Origin of the sequence: Hydrogenophilus thermoluteolus, from assembly GCF_003574215.1 — a bacterium.
GTDB lineage: Bacteria > Pseudomonadota > Gammaproteobacteria > Burkholderiales > Rhodocyclaceae > Hydrogenophilus > Hydrogenophilus thermoluteolus.
In genome coordinates, this window is the sequence record NZ_AP018558.1 from 1,298,154 (window position 1) to 1,323,145 (window position 24,992).

Annotated in this window: 23 protein-coding genes; 8 read left to right on the forward strand and 15 right to left on the reverse strand. The window is 61.1% G+C overall.

The features are described from left to right. Positions 1 to 15 precede the first annotated feature (15 nt). From leuB to HPTL_RS06345, 10 genes are all read right to left on the reverse strand, one after another. Positions 16 to 1,083, reverse strand: coding sequence for a 3-isopropylmalate dehydrogenase (leuB, locus tag HPTL_RS06300; RefSeq protein ID WP_119335217.1), 1,068 nt, complete (start codon positions 1,081 to 1,083; stop codon positions 16 to 18). A 2-nt stretch (positions 1,084 to 1,085) separates the two neighbouring features. Next, on the reverse strand, positions 1,086 to 1,730 hold the full coding sequence (gene leuD / locus HPTL_RS06305; protein ID WP_119335218.1) for a 3-isopropylmalate dehydratase small subunit: 645 nt from the start codon (positions 1,728 to 1,730) through the stop codon (positions 1,086 to 1,088). A gap of 2 nt (positions 1,731 to 1,732) precedes the next feature. Then, positions 1,733 to 1,852 carry an entericidin A/B family lipoprotein gene (locus HPTL_RS06310; RefSeq protein WP_119335219.1) on the reverse strand — a complete coding sequence of 40 codons (120 nt, stop codon included), beginning with the start codon at positions 1,850 to 1,852 and terminating at the stop codon, positions 1,733 to 1,735. Further along, positions 1,852 to 3,264, reverse strand: coding sequence for a 3-isopropylmalate dehydratase large subunit (leuC, locus tag HPTL_RS06315; protein WP_119335220.1), 1,413 nt, complete (start codon positions 3,262 to 3,264; stop codon positions 1,852 to 1,854). The genes HPTL_RS06310 and leuC overlap by 1 nt, the downstream gene beginning before the upstream one ends. Positions 3,265 to 3,292: 28 nt before the next feature. Further along, a complete protein-coding gene (locus HPTL_RS06320) occupies positions 3,293 to 4,477 on the reverse strand; it encodes an MFS transporter (RefSeq protein WP_119335221.1) in 1,185 nt (394 codons plus the stop codon). An 18-nt stretch (positions 4,478 to 4,495) separates the two neighbouring features. Continuing rightward, positions 4,496 to 5,635 carry a chorismate synthase gene (gene aroC, locus HPTL_RS06325; RefSeq protein WP_119335222.1) on the reverse strand — a complete coding sequence of 380 codons (1,140 nt, stop codon included), beginning with the start codon at positions 5,633 to 5,635 and terminating at the stop codon, positions 4,496 to 4,498. A 42-nt stretch (positions 5,636 to 5,677) separates the two neighbouring features. Then, positions 5,678 to 5,992, reverse strand: a complete 315-nt coding sequence (gene ilvN, locus HPTL_RS06330) for an acetolactate synthase small subunit (RefSeq protein WP_119335223.1) — start codon at positions 5,990 to 5,992, stop codon at positions 5,678 to 5,680. Positions 5,993 to 6,008: 16 nt separating this feature from the next. Continuing rightward, positions 6,009 to 7,676, reverse strand: coding sequence for an acetolactate synthase large subunit (ilvB, locus tag HPTL_RS06335; RefSeq protein WP_119335224.1), 1,668 nt, complete (start codon positions 7,674 to 7,676; stop codon positions 6,009 to 6,011). Between the two features lie 223 nt (positions 7,677 to 7,899). Then, positions 7,900 to 8,925, reverse strand: coding sequence for a YbgA family protein (locus HPTL_RS06340; protein WP_119336107.1), 1,026 nt, complete (start codon positions 8,923 to 8,925; stop codon positions 7,900 to 7,902). 14 nt (positions 8,926 to 8,939) lie between these two features. Next, entirely contained in the window at positions 8,940 to 11,318 is a 2,379-nt protein-coding gene (locus HPTL_RS06345) for an AAA family ATPase (RefSeq protein WP_119335225.1), read from the reverse strand. A 107-nt stretch (positions 11,319 to 11,425) separates the two neighbouring features. Between HPTL_RS06345 and moaA the strand changes: the two genes are divergently transcribed. After that, the gene (gene moaA / locus HPTL_RS06350) at positions 11,426 to 12,505 is read left to right on the forward strand and encodes a GTP 3',8-cyclase MoaA (RefSeq protein WP_119335226.1); all 1,080 of its coding nucleotides are present in this window, start codon (positions 11,426 to 11,428) and stop codon (positions 12,503 to 12,505) included. On the opposite strand, the gene HPTL_RS06355 is transcribed toward moaA, so the two are convergent. Genes HPTL_RS06355 through HPTL_RS06370 form a run of 4 tightly spaced genes read right to left on the reverse strand, consistent with a single transcriptional unit; the run spans position 12,490 to position 15,985 of the window. After that, positions 12,490 to 12,987, reverse strand: coding sequence for a hypothetical protein (locus tag HPTL_RS06355; RefSeq protein ID WP_119335227.1), 498 nt, complete (start codon positions 12,985 to 12,987; stop codon positions 12,490 to 12,492). The two genes, moaA and HPTL_RS06355, sit on opposite strands and share 16 nt — an antisense overlap. Beyond that, positions 12,977 to 13,282 (reverse strand): nucleotidyltransferase domain-containing protein, encoded by a 306-nt coding sequence (locus HPTL_RS06360; protein ID WP_119335228.1) that lies wholly within the window; start codon positions 13,280 to 13,282, stop codon positions 12,977 to 12,979. Before HPTL_RS06360 ends, HPTL_RS06355 begins: the two co-directional genes overlap by 11 nt. A gap of 28 nt (positions 13,283 to 13,310) precedes the next feature. Beyond that, positions 13,311 to 14,630, reverse strand: a complete 1,320-nt coding sequence (locus tag HPTL_RS06365; RefSeq protein WP_119335229.1) for a homoserine dehydrogenase — start codon at positions 14,628 to 14,630, stop codon at positions 13,311 to 13,313. Then, positions 14,627 to 15,985 (reverse strand): pyridoxal phosphate-dependent aminotransferase, encoded by a 1,359-nt coding sequence (locus tag HPTL_RS06370; protein ID WP_119335230.1) that lies wholly within the window; start codon positions 15,983 to 15,985, stop codon positions 14,627 to 14,629. The genes HPTL_RS06365 and HPTL_RS06370 overlap by 4 nt, the downstream gene beginning before the upstream one ends. Positions 15,986 to 16,058: 73 nt before the next feature. On the opposite strand from HPTL_RS06370, the gene HPTL_RS06375 reads away from it, so the two are divergent. Genes HPTL_RS06375 through HPTL_RS06400 form a run of 6 tightly spaced genes read left to right on the forward strand, consistent with a single transcriptional unit; the run spans position 16,059 to position 21,987 of the window. Beyond that, entirely contained in the window at positions 16,059 to 16,430 is a 372-nt protein-coding gene (locus tag HPTL_RS06375; RefSeq protein WP_170141290.1) for an Mth938-like domain-containing protein, read from the forward strand. 15 nt (positions 16,431 to 16,445) lie between these two features. Next, positions 16,446 to 16,922, forward strand: coding sequence for a peroxiredoxin (locus HPTL_RS06380; protein ID WP_119335232.1), 477 nt, complete (start codon positions 16,446 to 16,448; stop codon positions 16,920 to 16,922). 43 nt (positions 16,923 to 16,965) lie between these two features. Next, positions 16,966 to 18,411, forward strand: coding sequence for a PhoH family protein (locus HPTL_RS06385; protein ID WP_119335233.1), 1,446 nt, complete (start codon positions 16,966 to 16,968; stop codon positions 18,409 to 18,411). A 9-nt stretch (positions 18,412 to 18,420) separates the two neighbouring features. Then, a complete protein-coding gene (locus tag HPTL_RS06390; protein ID WP_197713614.1) occupies positions 18,421 to 19,698 on the forward strand; it encodes a DUF3422 family protein in 1,278 nt (425 codons plus the stop codon). A 27-nt stretch (positions 19,699 to 19,725) separates the two neighbouring features. Continuing rightward, the gene (locus tag HPTL_RS06395) at positions 19,726 to 20,643 is read left to right on the forward strand and encodes a phosphoribosylaminoimidazolesuccinocarboxamide synthase (protein ID WP_119335235.1); all 918 of its coding nucleotides are present in this window, start codon (positions 19,726 to 19,728) and stop codon (positions 20,641 to 20,643) included. Positions 20,644 to 20,685: 42 nt separating this feature from the next. After that, the gene (locus HPTL_RS06400; protein ID WP_119335236.1) at positions 20,686 to 21,987 is read left to right on the forward strand and encodes an MFS transporter; all 1,302 of its coding nucleotides are present in this window, start codon (positions 20,686 to 20,688) and stop codon (positions 21,985 to 21,987) included. Here the strand turns inward: HPTL_RS06400 and HPTL_RS06405 are convergent. Further along, a complete protein-coding gene (locus tag HPTL_RS06405) occupies positions 21,956 to 22,753 on the reverse strand; it encodes an alpha/beta fold hydrolase (protein ID WP_119335237.1) in 798 nt (265 codons plus the stop codon). The genes HPTL_RS06400 and HPTL_RS06405 overlap by 32 nt on opposite strands. A gap of 97 nt (positions 22,754 to 22,850) precedes the next feature. On the opposite strand from HPTL_RS06405, the gene HPTL_RS06410 reads away from it, so the two are divergent. Then, positions 22,851 to 24,989, forward strand: coding sequence for a M3 family metallopeptidase (locus HPTL_RS06410; protein ID WP_119335238.1), 2,139 nt, complete (start codon positions 22,851 to 22,853; stop codon positions 24,987 to 24,989). Positions 24,990 to 24,992: the final 3 nt, after the last annotated feature.

Below are 24,992 nucleotides of genomic sequence, written 5' to 3' on the forward strand. Positions count from 1 at the left end.
CCCATTACCAAAAAGTCAAGCCAATGCCGCGACCACCGCGTCTCCCATCGCCGCGGTTCCTACGACCGTATCCCCAGGCGCGGCGATATCGCGCGTGCGAAGCCCTTGCGCCAGGACCTTCTGCACTGCGCGCTCGATGGCCCGCGCCGGGTCTTCCCAACCGAAACTGTAACGCAACATCATCGCTGCCGAAAGGATCGTCGCCAGCGGGTTCGCAACCCCCTGCCCCGCGATATCGGGGGCGGAACCATGACACGGCTCGTAGAGCCCTTTGCCCGTTTCGTTGAGTGACGCCGAAGGAAGCATGCCGATCGAGCCGGTGAGCATCGCCGCTTCGTCCGAAAGGATGTCGCCAAACATATTGCCGGTAACGATCACGTCGAACTGTTTCGGCGCGCGAACCAACTGCATCGCGGCATTGTCGACCAGCATGTGGGTGAGCGTCACGTCGGGGTATTCCGGCGCGAGTTCGTTCATCACGTCACGCCACAGCTGTGTGGTTTCGAGCACGTTCATCTTGTCGACCGAGCAGAGGTGCTTGCGCCGTTTGCGTGCCGCCTCGAACGCGATTCGACCAATCCGCCGGATCTCGGCTTCCGAATAGATCATCGTGTTGAACCCGACGCGCTCGCCGTTGCGCATCTCGATCCCACGCGGCTCACCAAAGTAGATGTCGCCTGTCAATTCGCGCACGATCAGAATGTCGAGCCCGGCAACCACCTCCGGCTTGAGGGTCGAAGCCGCGGCCAGTTCGTCATAGAGGATCGCCGGGCGCAGGTTGGCAAAGAGGTTCAAGTCTTTGCGGATCGCCAACAGGCCCCGTTCCGGTCGCTGCGGACGGGGAAGCGTATCCCACTTCGGGCCGCCAACAGCACCCAACAAAACCGCGTCGGCTTCGCGCGCGAGCGTCTGCGTTGCTTCGGGATAGGGTTCGCCCGTGGCATCGACTGCAGCACCTCCAAGGAGCGCGGTTTCGAATTCGAGCGGAAGCTGTAACGCTTTCAGCACTTTGACGGCTTCGGCAACGATCTCCGGTCCGATGCCATCACCCGGGAGCAGACAGACCTTTTTGGTAACCGACATGGTCATCCTTTCACGAAATAGAAGGGGTAGCGTTCACGGTACTGTGCTTCGAACGCACGAATTTCGTCGGCATGCCTGAGGGTCAGACCGATCTCATCCCACCCGTTCAGTAGACACTCCTTGCGGAATGGGTCGATCGAGAAACGCAATTGCGAACCATCCGGTTTGGTGACTGTCTGCTGCGCAAGGTCGATCTTCAAGCGATAGCCCGGGGTTGCCACGCACTCGGCAAAGAGTTGGTCGACCGTATCCGCAGGCAAGGTGATGAGCAACAGACCGTTCTTGAAACTGTTGTTATAGAAGATATCGGCAAAGCTCGGCGCAATGATCGCGCGAAAGCCGTAATCGACCAGCGCCCACGGCGCATGCTCGCGGGAACTGCCACAACCGAAATTTTCCCGCGCGAGCAGAATGGTGGCTCCGGCATACCGGGGCTGATTGAGGACGAAATCGGGATTTTTGGGCCGCTGACTGCAGTCCATCCCGGGTTCGCCACGGTCCAAATAGCGCCATTGGTCGAAGAGGTAGGGACCAAAACCGCTGCGGCGCACGGATTTCAGAAACTGCTTCGGTATGATCGCATCGGTATCGACGTTTGCGCGATCCAGCGGCGCGACGATTCCTTCATGAACGGTAAAAGGTTGCATGATTACTTAGCCTTTTGTTGAATGACCTCGCCCACTTTTTCGAGATCTTTACCCACTCCCTGCACCGTGTTGCAGCCCATCAAGAATGTCGAGACAAGCAAAAAGAGCAGAGTTGCACGCATCACAGGCTCCGAACATCGACGAAATGGCCGAAAATCGCCGCGGCAGCCGCCATCGCGGGGCTCACCAGATGCGTACGGCCGCCCGGCCCTTGACGCCCTTCGAAATTGCGGTTCGAGGTCGAGGCGCAGCGCTCACCAGGTCGTAACTGATCGGGATTCATTCCCAGACACATCGAACAGCCCGGCGCACGCCACTCGAAACCAGCTGCACGAAAGATCCGATCGAGGCCTTCGGCTTCGGCTTGGGCTTTCACCTGCCCAGACCCAGGCACGACGAGCACGCGTTTGACGTTTTCCGCTTTACCGCGGCCCAATTTCTGAACCACGCGTGCCGCTTCGCGCAGATCTTCGATGCGGGAATTGGTACACGACCCGATGAATACCTGATCGACGGAAATTTCGGTGATCTTCGTTCCGGGCGTGAGCCCCATGTATTCGAGCGCCCGTTTCGCCGCAGCGCACTTCACCGGATCGGAAAACGATTCAGGGTCCGGAACGACGCCGTCTATCGTCGTCACCTGTTCCGGGTTGGTGCCCCACGTGACCATCGGTACCAGCGTTCTCCCATCGAGATGAATTTCCTGATCGAAATGGGCGTCGTCGTCGCTCGTAAGCGTCCGCCAATAAGCGACCGCTTGTTCCCACAACGCTCCTTTCGGCGCAAAGGGTTTGTCGGCAAAATAGTCGATGGTTTTGTCGTCCGCCGCGACCATCCCCACACGGGCACCGGCTTCGATCGCCATGTTGCAGACGGTCATCCGCCCTTCCATCGAGAGTGCAGCAACGGCAGGCCCCGCAAATTCGATCGCGTGCCCTGTTCCGCCTGCGGTACCGATCTTGCCGATGATCGCCAGAATCAGGTCCTTCGCCGTGACGCCTTCCGGAAGCGCACCATCGACCCAGATGCGCATATTCTTCGATTTTTTCGCGACCAGACACTGCGTGGCCAGGACATGCTCGACTTCCGACGTGCCGATACCGTGCGCCAAGCAGGCAAACGCCCCGTGCGTCGAGGTATGGGAATCGCCACAAACCACAGTCATCCCGGGTAGGACCGCTCCAGTTTCCGGTCCGATCACATGGACGATCCCCTGTCGGGTGTCGCGATAGGGAAAATAGGCCAGTGCCCCGAACGCGCGGATATTGGCGTCGAGCGTCACCACCTGTTCACGCGAGACCGGGTCTTTGATTTCAGCCTCTTGCGGATCCGTCGGCACGTTGTGGTCAGCGGTGGCAACGACCGAATCGATTCGCCACGGTTTTCGCCCCGCCAAGCGCAGCCCTTCGAACGCCTGCGGGCTGGTCACCTCGTGAACCAGATGCCGATCGATGTAGATGAGCGCCGTTCCGTCCGGATCTTGCCGAACGAGATGGGCGTCCCAGAGTTTGTCGTAAAGCGTTTTGCCTGCCATCCCATCTTTCCTTTGTTGGATCGTGCAATTATTCCATAGGACCGTTTGCTCTGACAAATGGTGTCGCGGTGCGCACGCTCCGCCACGCGGCGACAAAACCCCCCAGCGCCGCGACGCTCGACGCGGTAAACGTCCACCCAGGGCCACCGTGTGTCCAGACAATGCCAGCCAACGCCGAGCCGATCATCCCCCCCAAACCAAAAGAGAGGCTGCTGTAAAGGGCCTGCCCCAACGCCGGTGCCCGTGCCCCAAACCAACCGTTGACGAGTTGCACGGCGCAACCGTGGTAGAGCGCAAAGGTGACCGCGTGCATGAGCTGGGCGACCACCACCCAGACGAGCGACTCCGCCAACCAACCGATGAGCAGGAAGCGCAGCGTGGCCACGGCGAACGTTACGACAAACGGCCAGGCAACGCCCCATTGCTGGGTCAGACGGGGCAGAATCAAAAAAAGGCCGATTTCGGCAATCACCCCCAACGCCCACAAGATCCCGATCGTGACCTTGCTATAGCCGATGAGCGTAAGGTGCAACGAAAAAAAAGTGTAGAGCGCCCCGTGCGCTACCGACATCAGGCAGACCGCGCCCAAAAACCAGCGCACCGCCGGCGCGCGCCACCACCGCCAGTTTGCGTGCTGCAGCGTGGTTGACGCAGGAGGATCCGATGGTAGCGGCAGTGTCCACCCCAAGAGGGTGAGCAACACCAGGACCAGCAGAATCCAGTCACGAACCGTGGGCAACGGCATGATTTCGAGCCACACCCCCACACCCACCACGGCCACGATGAACCCCACCGACCCCCAGAGCCGGATCAATGGATAGCGCCGCACCGCCCGGCCCAGATGGGCCAACGTCAACGCTTCGACAAGCGGAAGCGCCCCACTCCAGAAAAACGCGACGATCCCAACCGCAACGAGCGCTGCCTGTACGTCATGGGAAAAGTAAAAGAGCGAAAAGCCGCCGACCGCGGCAAGAGGCGCCCAGCGCACCACTTGGCGCATGCGTTCGTAACGATTTCCAGCCCAGAGCGACCAGAGCGTTGGCGCGACGATACGCGCCGCTTGCATCACGACCATCAATGCCGCGATCGCCCCGGCGCCCCACCCCACCGCGTCGAGGTAGAGCGGAAAGTAGGGAGAAAAGATACCGATGAACGCAAAATAGAAAAACTGATACCCCGCAAGCGGCCAGAAGGGGAAACGCGCGGTACTCATCGCGCAGCAAACGGTGCGCTACGGCGCTTCAGGAGGAAGCGGAAACGGCAACTGACCCTGCGGTGCAACCCCAGGAACCGGGCGAAGGGGGGGCGTCACATCGCCACATTGCGCCCGGTGACGCAACGCCTGGTCGATCAATACCAGCGCAAGCATCGCTTCGGCGATCGGTGCCGCCCGAAGCGCGACGCACGGGTCGTGGCGGCCAGTGGTCACCACTTCGGTGGGCTCGCCTGTGATGGTGATCGATCGCTTCGCAATGCGAATACTCGAAGTGGGCTTGATCGCCAGATGGACGATGATCGGTTGCCCGGTGCTGATTCCGCCGAGCATCCCCCCGGCGTGGTCGCTCACAAAACCTTCCGGCGTGATTTCGTCGCCATGTTCGCTACCGTGCTGTGCGGCAACCGCCATTCCGTCACCGATCTCGACCCCTTTGACCGCGTTGATGCCCATCATCGCGTAGGCGATTTCCGCGTCGAGCTTGCCAAAGACCGGTTCCCCCAACCCCACTGGCACGTGGCTAGCGATGACCGTCACTTTGCCGCCGACCGAATCGCCCGCACGACGGACTTCATCAAGATAGGTTTCAAGTTCGGGAACGATTTCCGCGTTGGGCGCAAAAAATGGATTGCGGTCGACCTCGTCCCACGAAACGAACGGAATCGCAATCGGCCCCATCTGCGCCAAGAACGCACGAATCACGATCCCGTAATGGGCGTGCAACCACTTCTTCGCGATCGCCCCGGCCGCAACGCGCGCCGCGGTTTCGCGTGCCGAAGCGCGTCCGCCCCCTCGATGGTCGCGAATCCCATATTTCATCAGATAGGGGTAGTCGGCATGACCAGGGCGGAAGGTTGCTGCGATCTTGCCGTAGTCTTTCGAGCGCTGATCTTCGTTGCGAATGAGGAGCGCAATGGGCGTACCTGTGCTCACCCCTTCGAAGACGCCGGAGAGGATCTCGACGCGGTCCGGCTCGCGCCGCTGCGTCACGAATCGGCTCGTTCCCGGTTTGCGCCGATCCAACTCCCGCTGAATCTCCGCTTCGTCGATCGGAAGTCCTGGCGGGCACCCATCGATCACGCACCCGAGCGCCGGTCCATGCGACTCGCCAAAAGTCGTCACCCGAAAAAACTGCCCAAAGGTGTTACCGCTCATCCGCCATTCCTGAACGTCTGGATAGGTCGATTATCGCACGCGTCAGCGGAAGAAGCGCTCTGCCTGAACAAAGACGTCGTGGTCCGCCCCATGCTGGCGGACCGAACGGACGTCGACCAATTTTTCCAGCTGTTTGATGAGCTGTTCCAGCCGCTGGTCGGCAAAGACCAGGAGCCAAATGCGACTCACCGTCCCGTCAGGCAACGGCATACACAAAATCCCTTCGACGTTGAACGCCCGTCGTGCAAAGAGCCCGACGATATGGCTCATCACTCCCGGATGGTTATTTACTTCGAGCTCCAAAACCGTTTTCTCGAAACCGCTCGTCGGCAGCGGCTCTGCTACCTGTTCGATCATCGCTTGCTCCTTGTCGTTACGCCTCGATCATTTCGGTGTTCGCTGCCCCGGGAGGCACCATGGGATAGACGAACGCTTCGGCATCGATCGGACAACGGATGAAGACCGGGCCGGGTGTGGTCAGCGCCTCGGCAAGTGCTGCTTTCGGGTCCGCCACGCCATCGAGATCGAACGCGGGAACGCCAAACCCCCGCGCCACGGTGACGAAATCGACCCCATGACCATAGCGGGACGCAATTACCCGTTTGCCGTAGAAGAGGTTTTGTTGCTGATAGACAAGTCCCAAAGAGCGGTTGTCCATCAAGACGATCTTGACGTTGGCTTGCAGCTCGGCAAGGGTTGCCAACTCTTGGATGTTCATTTTGATACTGCCGTCGCCCGTAAACAGCACCACGGTCCGCTGCGGTTCGGCAAGCGCTGCGCCGATCGCAGCGGGCAAACCAAACCCCATCGTCCCCAATCCGCCCGAGGTGAGCCATTGCCGCGGTCGCCGCAACGGATAGGCCTGCGCGGCCCACATCTGGTGTTGGCCCACGTCGGTCACCACCACCGCTGAATCGTCGAGCGCTTCGGCAACTGCCGCGATGAGACCGTAGTGCTGGCGCACGTCGTCTCGCCCGGGCATCGCGAGCGGATAACGCGCCTTGAGCGCTGCGACGTGCGAAAGCCACCGCTTGCGCATCTGCGGCCGCACGCGTGGCAACAGCGCCGCAAGCGCCGCTTTCACGTCGGCATGAACCGCAAGGTACGGCGTTTTGATCTTGCCGAATTCGGCGCGGTCGATATCGACGTGAACGATCTTGGCGTTTGGAGCGAACGCGCTGGCCTTGCCAACCGCTCGGTCGTCGAGACGCGCGCCCACCACTACCAAGAGGTCGCTTTCTTGCACCGCGAAATTGGCGTAGCGCGCGCCGTGCATGCCGAGCATCCCCAATGAGAGCGGATGGTCGACCGGCATCGCGCCCAGCCCCATCAGCGTCATCACGGTGGGCATCGATGCCTGTTCGGCAAGTGCCACCGCAAGCGACGCAGCTTCGCTTGCAACAACCCCCCCGCCAAGATAGAGCACCGGTCGCTCCGCTTCGTTGATCAACGTGGCCGCTTGTTCGATCGCTTCCATGGGGATTTCTGGGCCTGGTTCGCGCGCTCCTGGATGCGGCCAGTGCTCAAAACTCACTTTCTGATTCTGGATGTCTTTCGGAACATCGACGAGTACCGGACCGGGCCGACCGCTTTGCGCCAGACGAAACGCTTGCGGAATCACCTCCAACAGTTCGGCGGCCGAGCGCACCAAAAAATTGTGCTTGGTGATCGGGATCGACATGCCATAGACGTCGACCTCCTGAAACGCGTCGGTACCCACCATCGCCAGAGGCACCTGACCGGTGATCGCGACGAGCGGAATCGAATCGAGGTGCGCATCGGCAATCGCGGTGAGCAGGTTGGTGGCGCCTGGACCGCTCGATGCGACGCACACCGCCGCTCGCCCCGTCACCCGCGCCATGCCTTGCGCGATGAAACCTGCCCCTTGCTCATGACGCGCCAGGATGTGTTCGATCGTCCCTCGTTGCGCCAATGCGTCGTAAAAGGGAAGGATCGCCCCGCCGGGAATGCCTGTGAGTTGGGTGATCCCCTGCCGTTCCAAGAGCCGCACCATCAATTCGGCCCCGGTCATCGTCTCCATTTTCGACTCCTCTAAAACAAAAACCCCTCCGGGGTCGCCGGAGGGGTTTGCTGGGTTGCTTACCGTTACTGGCTACACGCCCGCCCTCCGGCCGATTGGCTGGCTTACGACGACTACTACGACCAGAAGGAGAGAGGTGTACGACATCACGTGTTTTCTCAAACGCAAGTCTTATAAATGACTTGTCGCATTTTTAGCACATCCGTTCGCGAAATGCAACCACTCACCGCGTTGCACTCACCGCGGAACGCAACGCGAGTTCAGGTGGATAGGGATGCCAAAAGATCTGCTCCGCCAGATAGGGGTGCGGCCGGCGCAACAACAGTCCTTCCCACACCTTGATCACGGTAATGAGCGGTACCACACCCGCGATGAACTCGTCGAGCGTTTGCAGGTAAAAACGCTTCTCCTCAGAACGGAGCACCGTTTTGAAATACCCCAGAACGTGGTGAAAGACATTGCGCAAACGGCGACGCGACGAAGCGGTTGCAAAGGCTTCATTGAGGAGCTTATCGTAGAGGGCGAGTGTTTGGGACAGGTTCTCCGACGTTGCGGCAGCAACCAGCGCCCCCAGTCGGCGCAGGATCATCTCGTTCCTTGCCAACAGGATCAGCTTGTGGCGGCGGTGAAACCGTTGTAACCCCGCCACCGTGACCGGTTCCGACGTCACAAAGGTCCGCCAGCGTGCTCGGGTATAGACGCGCAGCATGAACTGCTCACGCAGCCACGCATCGTGGAGTCGCCCTTCCTCTTCGATTGGCAAGAACGGAGCGGCAGTGAGAAGCCGCGCAGTGAACCGCCCCGAGGTCACGGGGTCACGCGGACTTTGCCAGACGCCATCCTCGCGGTAGAGTTTGACACGCTCCAAACCGCACGTCGGTGACTTCGACTTCACGATCACACCGTCGGGCTGGTAGGCCAACACCGCAAGCGCCTGCCGTTCGCAGCTCGCTTCGATTGCCTCGGTGACGTCCGTGCCACTCACGGTGCCCCGAACCCGCACTTTCCCATCGACCGAAACCAGACGGATCGTCTCGCGCGGGGTTCCCAAAACGGGTGCTTCGGGACAGAAAGGAGAAAAATCGGCGTAATGACGCAAACGCTGAACAAAATCGTCCTGCGCGTGGCCACCGTTGTACCGCACTGGCTGACCGAGTAGGCAACCACTGGCGGCAAGACGCAGCCGAGGAAAGTCGGGCTTATCTCCTTTTTGTCGCGCGCGTTTGGACGCTTCGCTCGGAACCGTCATCTCCACCTCGCAACTCATTCGCGCCGCCGTTGCCACGGGCGGCGCCAACTCGCCCCCTTCTCGTCATGCCAACGCGCGAAATGGGCAAGCGCATCGGCAACGCGCGCAGGCAAACTTTGGGGACCACGAATCGGGCGACCAGTAAGTACCGCCGCGGCTTCATCGACCGAGCGCACCGGCCAAAGGTGAAAGCGGCCTGCACGCACCGCAGCGATTACCGCATCATCCAGCATCAAATGGCGGCAGTTCGCGGCAGGTAGGATCACACCGTGGCTGCCGTCGAGCCCAGCCGCTGCACAGACCGCATACCACCCTTCGATTTTTTCGTTGATCGCGCCAACGGCCTGCACCTCACCGAACTGGTTGATCGACCCGGTCACTGCGATCGATTGCTCAAGCGGCACCCCCGCAATCGCCGAGAGGAGCGCAAGCGCTTCAGCCAACGACGCCGAGTCCCCTTCGACAAAGCCGTAGGACTGCTCCATCACCAGGGTTGCGGAGAGCGCAAGGGGTCGCCTGCGCCCAAAGCGGCCACTCAAGAACGCAGAAAGAATCATAACCCCTTTGCTGTGAATCGACCCACCGAGTTCGCTTTCGCGCTCGATGTCGAGCACTTCGCCTTCACCCCCCATCCGCACCGACGCAGTGATTCGGATGGGGTGCCCATACGCCTCTTCGCCGCTTTCGAAGACGACCAAGCCATTGACCTGCCCGACACGGTTTCCCCGCGTGGTGATGAGGTGGGTCCCGTCAGCGATTGCCGCAATCGTTTCGCGCCACGCGGAACCGGTTCGCGCAAAACGCGCACGGACCGCCGCCTCGACATCCTGCCGCGCCACCACTTTCCGCCCTTGCGCCTGCGCCCATGCCGCAGCTTCGCGCAGCAACCCGGCGAAGCGCCCTACGGTCAATGCCAGCCGCTGCTGATCTTCCGCGGCACGCGCCGCCGCTTCGAGCGCGCGCGCGATCGCGTCGTCGCTCACCTCCGGCCCGTCGTCCCCGTCATCTGCAAGGAGTTGCCGCAACACCGCTGCGTACCGTGCTTCGTTTTCTGGGGTTCGCGGGACGGTGTGCTCCAGTTCGACCACCCAAGGAAAGAGGGTGGTAAAAGTCTCGTCGAGGTCGCGCAACGCCTCATAAATTTCTGGGGTAACGATGAGGATGACTTGTCCGGCAAAAGGGATGGGATCGGGGCGCACGAGCGGCAGCGCCCCCCAGCGGGTTTGGGCGGGGGGAGGGGCGACCTCTACCCGCTGCGTCGCCAGAGTCCGTTTGAGTGCTTGCCAGGCGTCGCTGTCGGCGAGCAACGCCGTTGCGTCGACGAGCAGAAACCCATCGGCAGCCTGGGCCAAATGCCCGGCCCGGATATGGCGATGGTCGGAGATCCGTTCATCTTCGACCACTTCGCTTTCCACCCATCCGACGAGCGTTGCATGGGAAATGTTCTCCCCCAAACAGACTGGGGCATGCGCCTGAGCCTCATGGACAACGGATGGGTTGACGAGATAGTGCGCCAGAACCGCTTCGTCGATCAGGACCTCGGTACCGTCGCGCGCCAACCAGGGCCGCGGCCCCCTAACGAGTTCCGCTTCGAATGCATCGAGGTAAGCGAGCACCTCGGAAAAATCGGCGAACGCTTCGCGAAGTGGGTGCAAAAGATGACGCGCCACAGGCGCTAAGGCGTCCCGCTCAGCCGCGTCGATCGCATCAGCCAGCGCCTCGTCCCATTCCGGGAAACGGGCCAACACCGCAGCCAACCGGTCGCGCCAGCGCGCTACTCGCTCTTCCCAACGCTTTCGTTCCGTTTCGGGCAATGCGGCATAGGCCTCCGGGGTAAAGGGTTCGCCGTGCTCATCGGTGGGAACGAGCGCCCAACCATCGTCGGTTTGCAGCAGCTTGAGGCGATCCCCCGCGCATCCGTCGCGAATCTCGGCTAGCGCCTGCTGCTGCCGCTCTTGGTGTCGCTTCAGCAGCGCTTCGATCCGCGTCCGGTGGGGATCGGCGGTGAGCGCGCCGCGCACCAGTTCGGGCAACCGCTGCACCAGTCGTTCGACTGCCGCGGCGAGTTCCCGCCCTTTACCTGCAGGCAACCGCAGCAATTGCGGGCGCAACGGATCGTCGAAACGGGGAACGTACAGGAGATCGTGCGGTGACAATCGCTTGCGTGCCGCCTGTTCCGCGGTCCACCGCGCGATCGCGTGGCGTCCGTAACCCGGTGGTGCCATGAGCACGACGTGGCCCCGCCGCGCATCTGCCAATGCCAAAGCAAGCGTTTCCAGCGCCGCGTCCTGTCCGACGAACGGGGGGCGATGGGTCGAATCGGGTACCGGTTGCGTGTCGAGCTGGGTACGACGGTACAACGATTGCGGGTCGAGCGTGGCGATTTGGGTCATCTGTCTTGTCGGTTTGGCGTCCGTCGCGTTACGATCGCGTTATCATCACAAGAACTGCGTCGCACGATTGTAGCAACGGCGACCCTGAAACCAACGGAGAAGACCCAATGGCCGAAGCGCTCCGTTACGAGCCCCTTTCGGAAGCAGGCACGCTACTGACCCTTCCGCCACTTGCCGATTCGGGAACGGGCCCGGTTCATGATCAACGTAACCGCCCGCTCGCCGACCTTCGCATTTCGGTTACCGACCGCTGCAATTTCCGTTGCACCTACTGCATGCCACGGGAGGCGTTCGATGGGTACCACTTCTTACCGCGCGCTGAAATCCTGACGTTCGAAGAGATCGAACGGGTGGCGCGCGCATTCGTCGCGCTGGGGGTGCGCAAAATCCGCATCACAGGGGGAGAACCGTTGCTGCGCCGCGATCTGCCCAAACTGATCGAACGGTTGGCCCAGCTACCGGTGGAACTCACGCTCACCACCAACGGTGTGCTGTTACCGAAATTCGCCGCAGCGCTCAAAGACGCCGGCCTAGCGCGCGTCACGGTGAGCCTCGATGCGCTCAGCCAGGAAACCTTCGAAGCGATCGCCGACGTCAAAGTACCGGTAATGCGGGTGCTGGAAGGGATCGAAGCCGCGTTGTCTGCAGGACTCACCCCACTCAAAGTCAACATGGTGGTGAAACGCGGCATCAATGACCACGAGATCACTGCAATGGCGGAACACTTTCGTGGCACAGGGGTGATTCTGCGCTTCATCGAATTCATGGATGTCGGGGCAACGAACGGTTGGCAGATGGCGCACGTCGTGCCCGCCAAAGAGATCCTAGAACGGATCGACGCACGCTGGCCGTTGGAGCCGCTCGAACCCAACTATTTTGGCGAAGTGGCCGAACGCTGGCGGTACCGAGACGGGGCGGGGGAAATTGGCGTGATCGCCTCGGTCACGCAACCCTTCTGCCGCGGGTGTACGCGCCTGCGCCTCTCTACCGACGGCAAGCTCTTCACCTGTCTTTTCGCCGACCGGGGGTACGACTTGCGGCTACTGGTGCGCGACGGCGCCGACGAAACGACGCTGGCGCGTGCGATCGCGGCGATCTGGAAAATTCGTGGCGACCGTTATTCGGAGCTCCGCACGCAAGCCACGGCGCCGCGCAAGCGCATCGAAATGTCCTATATTGGAGGGTGATGGCTGGGGAGCCACCCTCGTCTGCTCACCTCTTCGATCAGGGCATTGGCGGTTGCAATCAGCGCCGGCACGAAGCGATGGGCCGCGAGCAGCGCTTCAACCGCTGCCTGGGGTTCCAGAAGATACTCATGGACCATTCGGTTGCGCAATTCGCGGAGCACCAACCACTCATCGCTCGAGGCTACCCAGCCCATCCGCTCCGCAAAGTCGAGACGGTCGCGCATCGCTCGGGGGGGTTCTGCAAGTAACCTCAAGACTGCTGGCAAGAGTTTATCTCCCAGCGTATCTTGGAGCCGGGCAAAACGCAAAAGAAAGGCGTCGATCCGTTCGGTAAGCGGGCTCTCTGCGGTCAGAGCCCAAAATTCGGACAGCCACTCCAAATTGGCAAAAAGCGCGCGGTCAGAGACCTCTAGAGCAGCGACCTCACGCTGGACGATCGCAACCAGGTGGGCGAGCCGTTCCCTTTCACTTTCAGAGATCAAGGCGCACCCCTGTATTGCGGGCAATACGGTGGATCGGAAGTTTTGGCCCCGCGGGGGTTTGGATCACCACGTCGATTTTTCGCTCCCCTAAAGCGCGCTGCAGCGCCACGAGAAAACGGGCGCGTGCCAGCGCGAGATTGTCCACCGCCTCGGGGGTCTCGATGTACAAGTCGATGTCTCCGCCGCGCGCGGCATCATCGACCCGCGAGCCAAAAAGCCAAACTCGGGCATCTGGCCCAAAGTAGCTGCGGACCAGTTCAGCAATCACATTCCGCTCTTTGGGCAGAAGCCGCATCGGCCGAAACTCCGTCGCGCATCTTCCCTCAGGTCAAATGCTCGACCCGTAATTTCGTCACCGACCCCACGACGAACGGCAGTGCAGTAATACCGGCAATTGCGGCGTCTACTGCCTGTTCTTCGGTTTCATGGGTCAGGAGCACCAGTTCGGCCTGTTCGGCAATGGGTTCCTTTTGCACCAGTGCGGCGATCGACACCGACTCTTTCGCCAACACATGCGCGATTTCCGCAAGCACCCCAGGTCGATCGGCTACGTTTAGCCGCAAATAGTAACAAGAACGGCATTGTGCGATGGGTAGCGCAGCCACATCCTGCACCTGATCCGGTTGGAACGCTAGGTGCGGGACACGGTTTTCCGGATCGGCGGTATGCAGCCGCGTCACATCGACCAGATCGGCGATCACGGCGCTTGCGGTCGGTTCCGAACCGGCGCCGGCGCCGTAATAGAGGGTTTGCCCCACCGCGTCTCCTTTGACCAATACCGCGTTCATCGCGCCAGAGACACTGGCCAAGAGGTGGTCTTTCGGAATGAGCGTGGGATGGACCCGAAGTTCGAACCCCTGTTCACGCCGCTTCGCGATTCCCAACAATTTGATACGGTAGCCCAACGCTTCAGCGTGGGCGACATCACGCGCGTCGATTCTTGTGATCCCTTCGACGTAGGCTTTGTCGAATTGGATCGGCACTCCGAACGCAAGCGAAGCAAGGAGCGTTGCTTTGTGCGCGGCGTCGATGCCTTCGATGTCGAACGTGGGGTCGGCCTCGGCGTAGCCGAGCGCTTGCGCTTCTTGCAGCGCCCCGTCAAAGCTCAGGCCCCGCTGATCCATCTGCGTGAGGATATAATTGGTGGTCCCGTTGATGATTCCCGCCACCCATTCGATGCGGTTTGCGGCTAACCCTTCGCGCAGCGCTTTGATGATCGGAATCCCACCAGCCACCGCGGCTTCGAACGCTACCATCACCCCTTTTTCCTGCGCCGCGGCGAAGATTTCCGCACCATGCACGGCCAAAAGCGCCTTGTTCGCGGTCACCACGTGCTTACCCGCGGCAATCGCTGCCAACACAAGCTCTTTCGCAACCGTGTAACCACCGATCAGCTCGACGACGATATCGATCGTTGGGTCATTGACCACCGAGAAGGCATCCTCGGTGAGGCGTACGCCATCGGCGAGCGCCTGTTCGCCCACCACCGCGCGCGCACGCTCGAGGTTACGGTCCGCCACCGCCACGATCGCGATGGGACGCCCCGCACGCCGAGCGATTTCGCCCGCGTTGCGCGTCAATACACTCCAAACCCCCCCACCTACGGTTCCAATTCCCAACAATCCGACACGTATCGCTTTCATTCCGTCCCTTCCTTTTGCGTCACAATCACTTGATGCCGCCGGCGATAGCGGTCGCAGAAACGGGCGATCCGTTCGATCGCGTCACGCAAATCGTCTTCGTGCGGCAAGAAAACCATCCGGAAATGGTCCGGATTGGGCCAGTTGAAACCGGTCCCTTGCACGACCAACACCCGCTCCTCTTCCAAAAGCTCCAAGACGAACTGCTGGTCGTCGACAATCGGATAAACCTTCGGGTCGAGCCGTGGGAACATATAGAGCGTTGCTTGCGCCTTCACCGCCGAAACCCCGGGAATCTCGTTCAACATCTGGTAGGCGATGTTGCGTTGGCGCGTCAGACGCCCGTTCGGTGCGACCAGCTCTTGAATGCTTTGGTAGCCGCCAAGCGCGGTTTGGATCGCCATCTGACCAGGCACGTTGGAACAGAGGCGCATCGACGCCAAGATATTGAGCCCTTCGATGTAATCGCGCGCGTGGCGCCGTTCACCAGAAAGGACCATCCATCCGGCGCGATAGCCACACGAGCGGTAATTTTTCGACAACCCGTTGATCGTGATGAAAAAAACATCATCGGCAAGCGACGCAATCGAGACATGCTCTCGCCCATCATAGAGCATCTTGTCGTAGATCTCGTCGGCGAACACGATGAGCTGATGTTCCCGCGCGATCTGAACGATTCCTTCCAGGATTTCGCGCGGATAGAGCGCGCCGGTAGGGTTGTTCGGGTTGATCACGACGATCGCACGAGTTCGGTCGGTCACCTTTTTGCGGATGTCGGCGAGATCCGGGTACCAATCGGACGCTTCGTCGCACAGGTAGTGGCGGGGTTTGCCGCCAGCCAGCGAAACCGCCGCGGTCCACAGGGGATAATCGGGTGCAGGGACGAGCACCTCGTCACCAGACTCCAAAAGCCCCTGCAGGCTCATCACGATCAATTCCGACGCCCCGTTGCCCAGGTACACATCCTCGACATCGACGCCTGGAACCCCTTTGGTCTGCATGTACTGCACCACCGCCTTGCGTGGCGCGAAGAGTCCTTTCGAGTCGGTGTAACCACTCGCGTCGCGAAAATTGCGAATCACATCGACCACGATCTCTTCCGGCGGTTCGAAACCGAACGGCGCCAAATTGCCGATATTGAGTTTGATGATCTTGTGCCCCTCGGACTCCATCTCCTTGGCGCGTTCGAGCACCGGTCCGCGGATGTCGTAGCAGACGTCGTCGAGTTTCGACGATTTGAGGATTGGCCGCCAGACCCGTTCCGCCTCTGCCGCCACCGGAGCTTCCCCACCCGGCGCAGCTTTCGGCGCATCGAGCCGTTGCGATGAAGACGAAAGCGGAACGTCAGCAGGTTTCATTGCGGCACTCCTCTTGGCGAAAATGGGGCGAGTCGGTAATCTTAGCGAAAAAGCGGCGCAAGGAGAAGCAGCGGTGAAATTGCAACTGGAATTGACAGGCGACGTGCGTCTCATCACCGCGCACGGCGATGGCTGGATTGCGATCGACGGCGAACGGCACGAACAGAATCTCATTTTGACGCCTGACGCCGCCCATCCCGGGTGGCTCGAAACTGGCTGGCCCTCCTTCGACGCGGCAGCCGTCGAACAGCTCTTGGCCCACCAGCCGGAATTGATCCTGCTTGGGTCGGGCCCGACCCTTGTCTGGCCGCCTGCTGCGGCACTGCAACGCCTGACCCAATCCGGCATCGGATTCGAAGTGATGGCGTTGCCAGCCGCTTGCCGCACGTATAATGTCCTGGCCAGCGAAGGGCGACGTGTCGTCGCTGGACTGGTTTTGCGCTAACGAAAGGAGCACCCCATGACGCTTGAACTCAACCAACCGGCACCCGATTTCACCTTGCCGGCAACCGGAAACCAAACGATCACACTTTCGGCGCTCAAAGGAAAACCGGTCGTCCTCTATTTCTACCCCCGTGACAATACGCCTGGTTGTACCAACGAAGCGATCGCTTTTCGTGACCTTTACGACCAATTCACTGCACTGGGCGCCGTGATCCTGGGGCTATCGCGCGACTCCGTCGCCTCGCATGAAAAGTTCAAAGCCAAATTCTCTTTACCGTTCGACCTGGTGAGCGACCCTGAAGAGGTCGCGTGCCAAGCGTACGACGTGATGCGCAACAAAACGATGTACGGCAAACCGGTGCGGGGGATCGAGCGCAGTACCTTTTTGATCGACGCGGATGGAAACATCGCCGCAATCTGGCGCAAAGTCAAGGTAGATGGACACGCGGAAGCGGTCTTGGCAAAACTGCGGGAAATCGCCAAGAACGCATGATCGCAGTGCGTATCCTACTCTATTACCCATTTTTGGAGTCGAAATGAACGAGCCCCGGAAGGCCACGCGGCGGTCACGCCCCAAAAAAGCGACAAAAGTGACGCGTAACGCGGAGCGCAAACTCTTCGTACTCGACACCAACGTGCTCATGCACGACCCCACAGCCCTCTTTCGTTTCGCAGAACACGACATTTACCTGCCCCTTGCCACGCTCGAAGAACTCGATCAGCACAAGAAAGGGCTTTCCGAGGTCGCGCGCAACGTCCGGCAGGTGAGTCGGGAACTCGAAGCGATCATCGGAGAAGCCAGCCACGAAATCCGTGACGGGTATGCGCTCACGGAACCTTCCGGAGGAATGGCCACCGGTTGCCTCTATTTCCAAACGGAAGCGATCGCCTCACCGCTTCCACCGGGGTTGCCGCTTTCGCAAAACGACAACGCGATTCTGTCGCTCGTCAAAGCGCTCTCTGAACAGTTTGCCCCGCGTCCGGTGATCCTGGTTTCCAAGGATATCAACCTGCGCATCAAAGCGCGGGCGCTTGGCCTTCTGGCGCAAGACTACCGCAACGACAAACTGCTGGAGGACACCGACCTCCTCTACTCCGGCATCTACGAGCTCCCGCCGGGCTTCTGGGAAACCCGTGCACCCGACCTCAAAGCGTGGCGGGCCGACGGGTTCGATTGGTGGCAAACGAAAGCGCTCACCGCCGCAGACTGCTATCCCAACGAATTCGTCGTCTCCGCGGACGACCCCTCCTTCGAAGCGCGGGTGGTCCGTTTCGAGGATGGCGCGGCGGTTTTGAAGAGCGTGCGCGACTTTCGCCATGAAAAAAACGCCGTCTGGGGCATCACGGCGCGAAACCGCGAACAGAATTTCGCGCTCGATCTGCTCATGGATCCAGAAGTCGACCTCGTCACCATTTTGGGGCAAGCGGGTACCGGCAAGACGCTCCTTACCCTGGCCGCGGGTCTGGCGCAAACGCTCGACCAAAAAATCTACAGCGAAGTGATCTTCACCCGCGCCACCGTCCCCATCGGCGAAGACATCGGCTTTCTGCCCGGCACCGAAGAAGAGAAGATGGCGCCGTGGATGGGGGCACTCGAAGACAACCTCGAAGTCTTGGCCGGAAACGGCGAAGGGGGCGCATGGGGCCGTGGCGCGTCGATCGAGCTCATCCGCGCCAAAGTCAAGATCAAGAGCATCAATTTCATGCGCGGGCGTACCTTCGTGCGCAAATACTTGGTGCTCGATGAAGCGCAAAACCTCACCGCCAAACAGATGAGGACGCTCATCACCCGCGCAGGGCCCGGAACCAAAGTGATCTGTCTGGGTAACTTGGCGCAGATCGACACCCCCTATCTCACTGAAGGCAGCTCTGGCCTCACCTATCTGGTCGAACGCATGAAAGGATGGGCCCACAGCGGCCACGTCACGCTGGCGCGCGGCGAACGCTCACGCCTTGCCGAAGCCGCGGCGGAACGGCTTTGAGGAATGCCGATGGCTACCGCTTTTCGTCTTCACGACCTGCGGGAGACACTGCACAATGAACTCCATGCCCGCCCGTCGGTGGTCGTCACCGCCCCCGCTCAGGTCCGCTCCTGGGCGTTTCTCATCGAACCCGACGAACACCCCGCAGCGCGCGCCCACTGGGCCCTTCTGACCAATCGTCCCGACGTCAAACGGCTGAACGACAGCTCTGACCGCCAAGAGCTCGTCGAATACGGTGACCTGCGGGTGAAATGGGAACACCACACCGAGTTCGTCTCTTACACCGTCTATTGCGAAGGAACCCCCGGCACCGAAGCGATCCTGGCGAAACTTCCCCCGCATTGGATCGACCAAGGACCCGGATCGTTGATTGCCGCCGTCGCCGTCGACATCCAAACCATCCGCGAAACCCCGCCGGATCAGTTCATCGACGCCATCGATCCGCTCGGTCCCACCACCGTCGCCTCGAAGATCGCCGACGGCGCCGGGTGGCTCTTCACCGACTTCCACCTCCACGACGGCATGACCCACTTCACCATCATCGACGGTGCCATTTTGCCGCGGCAATTGGGCCGGATCGTGCAGCGGCTGATCGAAATCGAAACCTACCGCATGCTCGCCCTTTTGGCGTTTCCCGCAGCACGAATGGTGAGCGCCGAACTCTCTCTCTGGGAAAAGCGGCTGGCGCAATTGATGCACGACCTGGGCGAAGCCAACACCATCGAAAGTGAGCGGGTTCTGCTCCAACGCCTTACCCAACTGGCCGCCGAAGTCGAACGCTCGGTCGCCGACTCCAACTTCCGCTTCGGTGCTGCCGCCGCTTACTACCGCCTGGTTCAGCAGCGGGCCGATGATCTGCGCGAACAGCGCCTTTCTGGCTACTCGACCTTGAAAGGATTCTTGGAACGGCGCCTTGCCCCCGCGATGAACACCTGCGCCGCAGTGCACCGCCGCCAGGAAGAACTCTCTGCCCGCATCGCGCGTAACTCGCAACTCTTGCGCACCCGTGTCGATCTCAAACTCCAAGAGCAAAACCAGCAACTGCTGGACGAAATGAACCGCCGCGCCCGGCTGCAACTGCGGCTGCAAGAGGCGGCAGAACACTTCTCCGTGGTCGCGATCACCTACTACGGCTCGCAACTGGTGCAATACCTGGCCAAGGGCGCGAAAGGGTGGCTACCGGCATCGCCGGAACTGATCACCGCGATCGCCATTCCGGTAATTGCCGCTGCTGCCGCCTACAGCATCCACCGCCTTCGGCAGCGCCTCCACGTCTCTGTGCACTGAACCCTATCAGACTGAAAGAGAGAAACCATGACCCAAGCGCTCTACGAATCGAACCTCAAAAGCCTCCCGCTCATTGGCCGTGGCAAAGTGCGCGACATCTACGCAGTAGGCGACGACAAACTCCTGGTGATCGCCAGTGACCGTCTCTCCGCGTTTGACGTCATCCTGCCCGACCCAATCCCCGAAAAGGGCAAGATCCTCACCCAAATCACCGCGTTCTGGTTCGACACCCTGGAGGGAATCGTCGCCGATCAACGCACGGACATCGCGCCGGAAAGCGTCGTCGCCCCAGAGGAACGCGACCAGGTGACCGGCCGCGCGATGGTCGTGAAACGGCTCAAGCCCCTGCCCATCGAAGCCGTGGTCCGCGGCTATCTGATTGGCTCTGGCTGGAAAGAATACCAAGCGACCGGTGCCGTGTGTGGTATCCCACTTCCCGAAGGATTGCGCCTGGCCGAAAAACTCCCAGAACCGATCTTCACCCCAGCAACCAAAGCAGAGGTGGGCGAACACGACGAAAACATCTCGTTTGCCGAAGCGCAAGCGCGTTGTGCCGAAGCGCTCGCCCCGTTCGACGGCGCCGCGCTCGCTGAGGCCGCACGCAACGCGGCACTGACGCTGTACCAAAAAGCACACGACTATGCGCTCGCCCGCGGCGTGATCATCGCCGACACCAAATTCGAATTCGGCATCGACGAACACGGCACCCTTCACCTCATCGACGAAGTGCTCACACCGGACTCCTCCCGCTTTTGGCCCGCCGACGCCTGGCAACCCGGCACCAATCCGCCCTCCTTTGACAAGCAGTTCGTCCGTGACTACCTCGAATCGCTCGACTGGAACAAACAGCCCCCGGCACCGAAACTTCCGCCCGAAGTGATCGAAAAGACTCGACAGAAATACCGGGAAGCGTATGAGCGGCTGACGGGGCGGGTGTTGCCCTAATACTCACCTCATATCGAACTGTGTGATTCCTGAGGTCTGACCATGCCCCCAACCAACCCCTCACCCCACAACACCCCCCACCCTTCCGCGGCAGCGCGGCGTTTGGCGCTGGTTGCCGTCATTGCCGCTTACGTGCTGTCGTTCTTTCACCGTTTTGCGCCCGCGGGGATTGCTCCGGAGCTCGCCACGGCGTTTCAGACGAACGCGGCGTCGCTCGGGGTGCTGGCCGCGACCTATTTTTATGTGTATACCCTGATGCAGCTTCCCACTGGGATTCTGGCCGATACCCTTGGGCCGAAACGGGTGATCGTTGCGGGCGGGTTCGTCGCAGCGGCGGGAAGCCTGCTCTTTGCGTTGGCGCCAACGCTCTCCTGGGCGATTGCCGGGCGGACCCTCACCGGTTTGGGGGTTTCGGTCACCTTCATCGCAATGCTCAAACTCTTTGCGCTCTGGTACGACGAACGGCGATTCGCGTCGCTCGTCGGTCTTGCGCTCTTTTTGGGCAACCTGGGTTCGATGCTCGCGGGAACGCCGCTCACCGCGGTTGCGCAGATCACCGGGTGGCGCGGTGTCTTTCTCTTTACCGCGCTACTTTCCTTCGTGGTGGCGCTGCTTTGTTGGCGGCTCATCGAAAACGAACCCAGCGAACACCGCCGCCCGATCGAACGCAGCACCGTGATGAACGGTTTGATGGCCATCGTGCGCAACCGGCGCACTTGGCCTGCCGTGGTTGCCAATTTCGGCATCGCGGGCAGCTTTTTTGCGTTCGCTGGCCTTTGGGCAACGCCCTACCTGATGAGCGTTCATGGCGCCGACAAAATTCTGGCGTCACACCACCTTTCTGCCTATTTCCTGGCGTTTGCCATCGGATGCCTGGCGTTGGGTGCGCTTTCGGATCGCCTGGCGCGCCGCAAAACCGTTTTGGTAGCCGCCAGCACCGTCTATGTGGCCTGTTGGGGAGCGTTCCTCACCCTTTCCGCACAACCCGTAATCGTTACCTTCCTGCTCTTTTTGGTGATGGGTTTTGCCAATGCGGCGTTCGTCCTCACTTGGGCGTGCGCGAAAGAGGTCAACCCGCCGCATCTTTCCGGGATGAGCACCGCGCTCACCAATATGGGCGGCTTTTTGAGCGGCGCTTTACTGCAGCCGATTGTTGGGGCGATCTTGGACGCGCTGGGGGGCGCGACGGTGGTCGATGGGGTCCGCCTCTACCCGCCCGACGCGATGACGGCCGCGATCAGTGTCTTGGCTGGGGCTGCTGTCATCGGGTGGCTGGCGGGTTTCATGGTCACGGAAACGCGCGCGCGCAACGTCACGCTAAACGGCGCCGAAACCAAGCGGTAATCGCGGTCATCACCTCGTCGGGCCGTTCGCGATGCGGAAGATGGCCGCAGTCGCGTAGGATCACTTGTTCTGCCGGCCCTACGACGCCTGCGGCAATCGCGTTGGGAAACACTTCAGAGCCGTATTCGTCGCGATCCCCGTGAATCGCCAATACCGGTGCGGTGACTTTGGGCAGCACCGAAACAAGCGACCAATCCCGGAAAGCCGAATCGAGCCACGTTTCGGTCCACGCATCGAGTACCCATTGCGCTTTTGCTCCGTGCCAGCGGGTAAGCCGCGCACGTTGTTCGGGGTGCGCAAACAGCGCTTTCGCGGCACGAATGCCCTCGAGCGTGCGCTGCTCGACGAACGCCTGCGCCGCGATCGTCACCACGCCCGCGACGCGCTCTGGGTGGATTGCCGCGGCAGTGAGCGCCATCGCGCCCCCGACGCTGTGACCGAGCAATACACAGCGATCGATTGCGAGCGCGTCCAGCACCGGCACGATGCCCGCTTGCGCCTCGTCGGCAATGAACGAAAGCGGCTGCGGCCCGTTTCTCGCGCTGGAGCGTCCGTAGCCGAGCCGATCGTAGGCATGGACGGGTACGCCGAGGGTTTGTGCCAAGCGGTCAGGAAAATCGCGCCACAGCCCTACACACCCCAACGAATCGTGGAGCAGCAAAAAAGGGACGTTCGCGCTACCAGAAGGCGCAACCGGATCCGGCTGCCAACTGGCTACGAAAAGCTTCCCCTTGGGGTGTTCGACAAAGCGTTCAAACTGGTTCATCTTGCGTCCTACACGCACGTGTGCACCGGGCACGGCGAATCGCGGTTGCCGCCGGTACAATTGCGGCTATCGATTCCACTCGGTACGCGATTTTCCCATGACAACGATGACAGAGAAAACCCCAACTTCCGACGACCTCACCCCTTTGCTGACCCATTGGCAATTCCCTCCGTTCGATGCGCTGATACCGGAGCGGGCAACTGCGGCGATCCGTTCTGCGCTGGCTACGGCGCAAGCCGCGGTCACTCAGGCGAAACGGGCGGTGCAGACCACAAACGCCGCGTTGACGTGGGCCGAATGGTACGCCCCTCTCGACGAAGCGCTGGAACGCTTAGGCGCGCTTTGGGGCGTGGTCGCGCATTTGCATAGTGTGCTGGACACTCCCGAGTGGCGTGCCGTCTATAACGAATTGCTGCCGGAGATGACCCGCTTTTGGAGCGAATTGGGGCAAGACCCCGATCTCTACGCGGGCATGAAGCGCTTGCTCGCGCAGGCACCGGACCTCAACGCATGGCGGCGCCGCGCTCTGGAATTGGAAGTGCGCGACCGGCTGCTTTCGGGCGCCGAACTTCCCGAGACGGCCCGTCCGCGCTTCCTTGCCATCCAGGAGCGGCTCTCTGCACTGGCAGCGAAATTTTCCGAAAACCTTCTCGATGCGACGAACGCTTATAGCGAACTCGTCACCGACGAAGCGCAATTGGCCGGGCTACCGGAAACGGTCCGTGCGATGGCGCGTGCCGCAGCAGAACGCGACGGCGCTTCGGGGTGGAAGTTCACGCTGCAGATGCCTTTTTATCTGCCGGTGATGCAGTATGCCGAAGATCGCGCCTGGCGCGCTCGCTTTTACCGAGCCTACGCCACCCGCGCCTCCGAATTCGGTCCGCCCGAACAGGACAACGGCCCGATTCTCACGGAAATCTTGGCACTGCGGCAGGAAGAGGCGCAGCTTTTGGGCTTTCCCCACTACGCCGCCTATTCGCTTGCGCCGAAAATGGCGCCGTCGCCGGAGGCGGTGCGCGACTTCCTGGCCGATCTGGCCCGCGCGGCGCGTCCCTACGCGGAACGGGACAAAGCGGAGTTGGAGCGCTTTGCGCGCGACACCCTGGGGGTGAGCCCACTGGAACCATGGGACATCGCGTTCGCCAGCGAAAAGCTGCGCCAAGCGAAATACGCCTTTTCCGACGACGAACTGCGGCAATACTTTCCGCTTCCCAAAGTGCTCGACGGGCTCTTCGCGCTCATCACGCGCCTCTACGGCGTCACGTTCGAAGAGGTGGTGCTGCCCACGTGGCACGCGGACGTACGCACCTACCGGCTCGACAAAGCGGGAGAAACGGTCGGTTACCTCTACCTCGATCTCTTTGCGCGGGAGACGAAAAAAGGCGGCGCATGGATGAACGACGCGAAAAGCCGCCATCGTCACCTCGATGGTCGCGTGGATCATCCGGTGGTCTATTTGGTGTGCAATTTCGCGCCACCTGTGGGCGACAAGCCCACTACCCTCACCCACGACGAAGTCCTCACCCTCTTTCATGAGATGGGGCACGGGCTGCACCACCTACTTACCCAAGTGGAAGAGCGCGAGATCGCCGGGCTCAACCACGTGGAATGGGACGCAGTGGAACTACCCAGTCAGTTTTTCGAATTTTTCGCGTGGGAGTGGGAAGTACTGCAGACCCTCACCGCGCATGTCGAAACGGGCGAGACACTGCCGCGCGCGCTCTTCGACAAGATGACCGCCGCGCGCTTCTTCCAGGCGGGAATGCAAACGGTCCGCCAGATCGAATTCGCGCTCTTCGACTTTCGCATCCACAGCGAATTGGGCGTTGCGGCAACCCCAGAAGGACGGCATGACGTCGCGCTAGACGACGTGATGCGGATCCTCGACGAAGTCCGCGCCGAAGTGGCGGTGTTTACTCCGCCCCAATGGCACCGCTTTCCCCACAGCTTCAGCCACATCTTCGCCGGTGGTTACGCGGCAGGGTACTACTCGTACAAATGGGCCGAAGTGCTCGCCGCCGATGCGTATCAGGCGTTTCTGGAAGCGGCAGAAACGCGCGGCAGCGTGGTCGATCCCACGGTGGGCGAACGATTCTGGCGAGAGATCCTTGCGGTGGGGGCAAGCCGACCCGCGCTCGAATCGTTCGTTGCATTCCGCGGGCGTGAACCGAAGATCGATGCGCTGTTGGCGCTTACACTCGGCTCCCAACCAGACACCGAACCGACGGGAGCCTGAGTG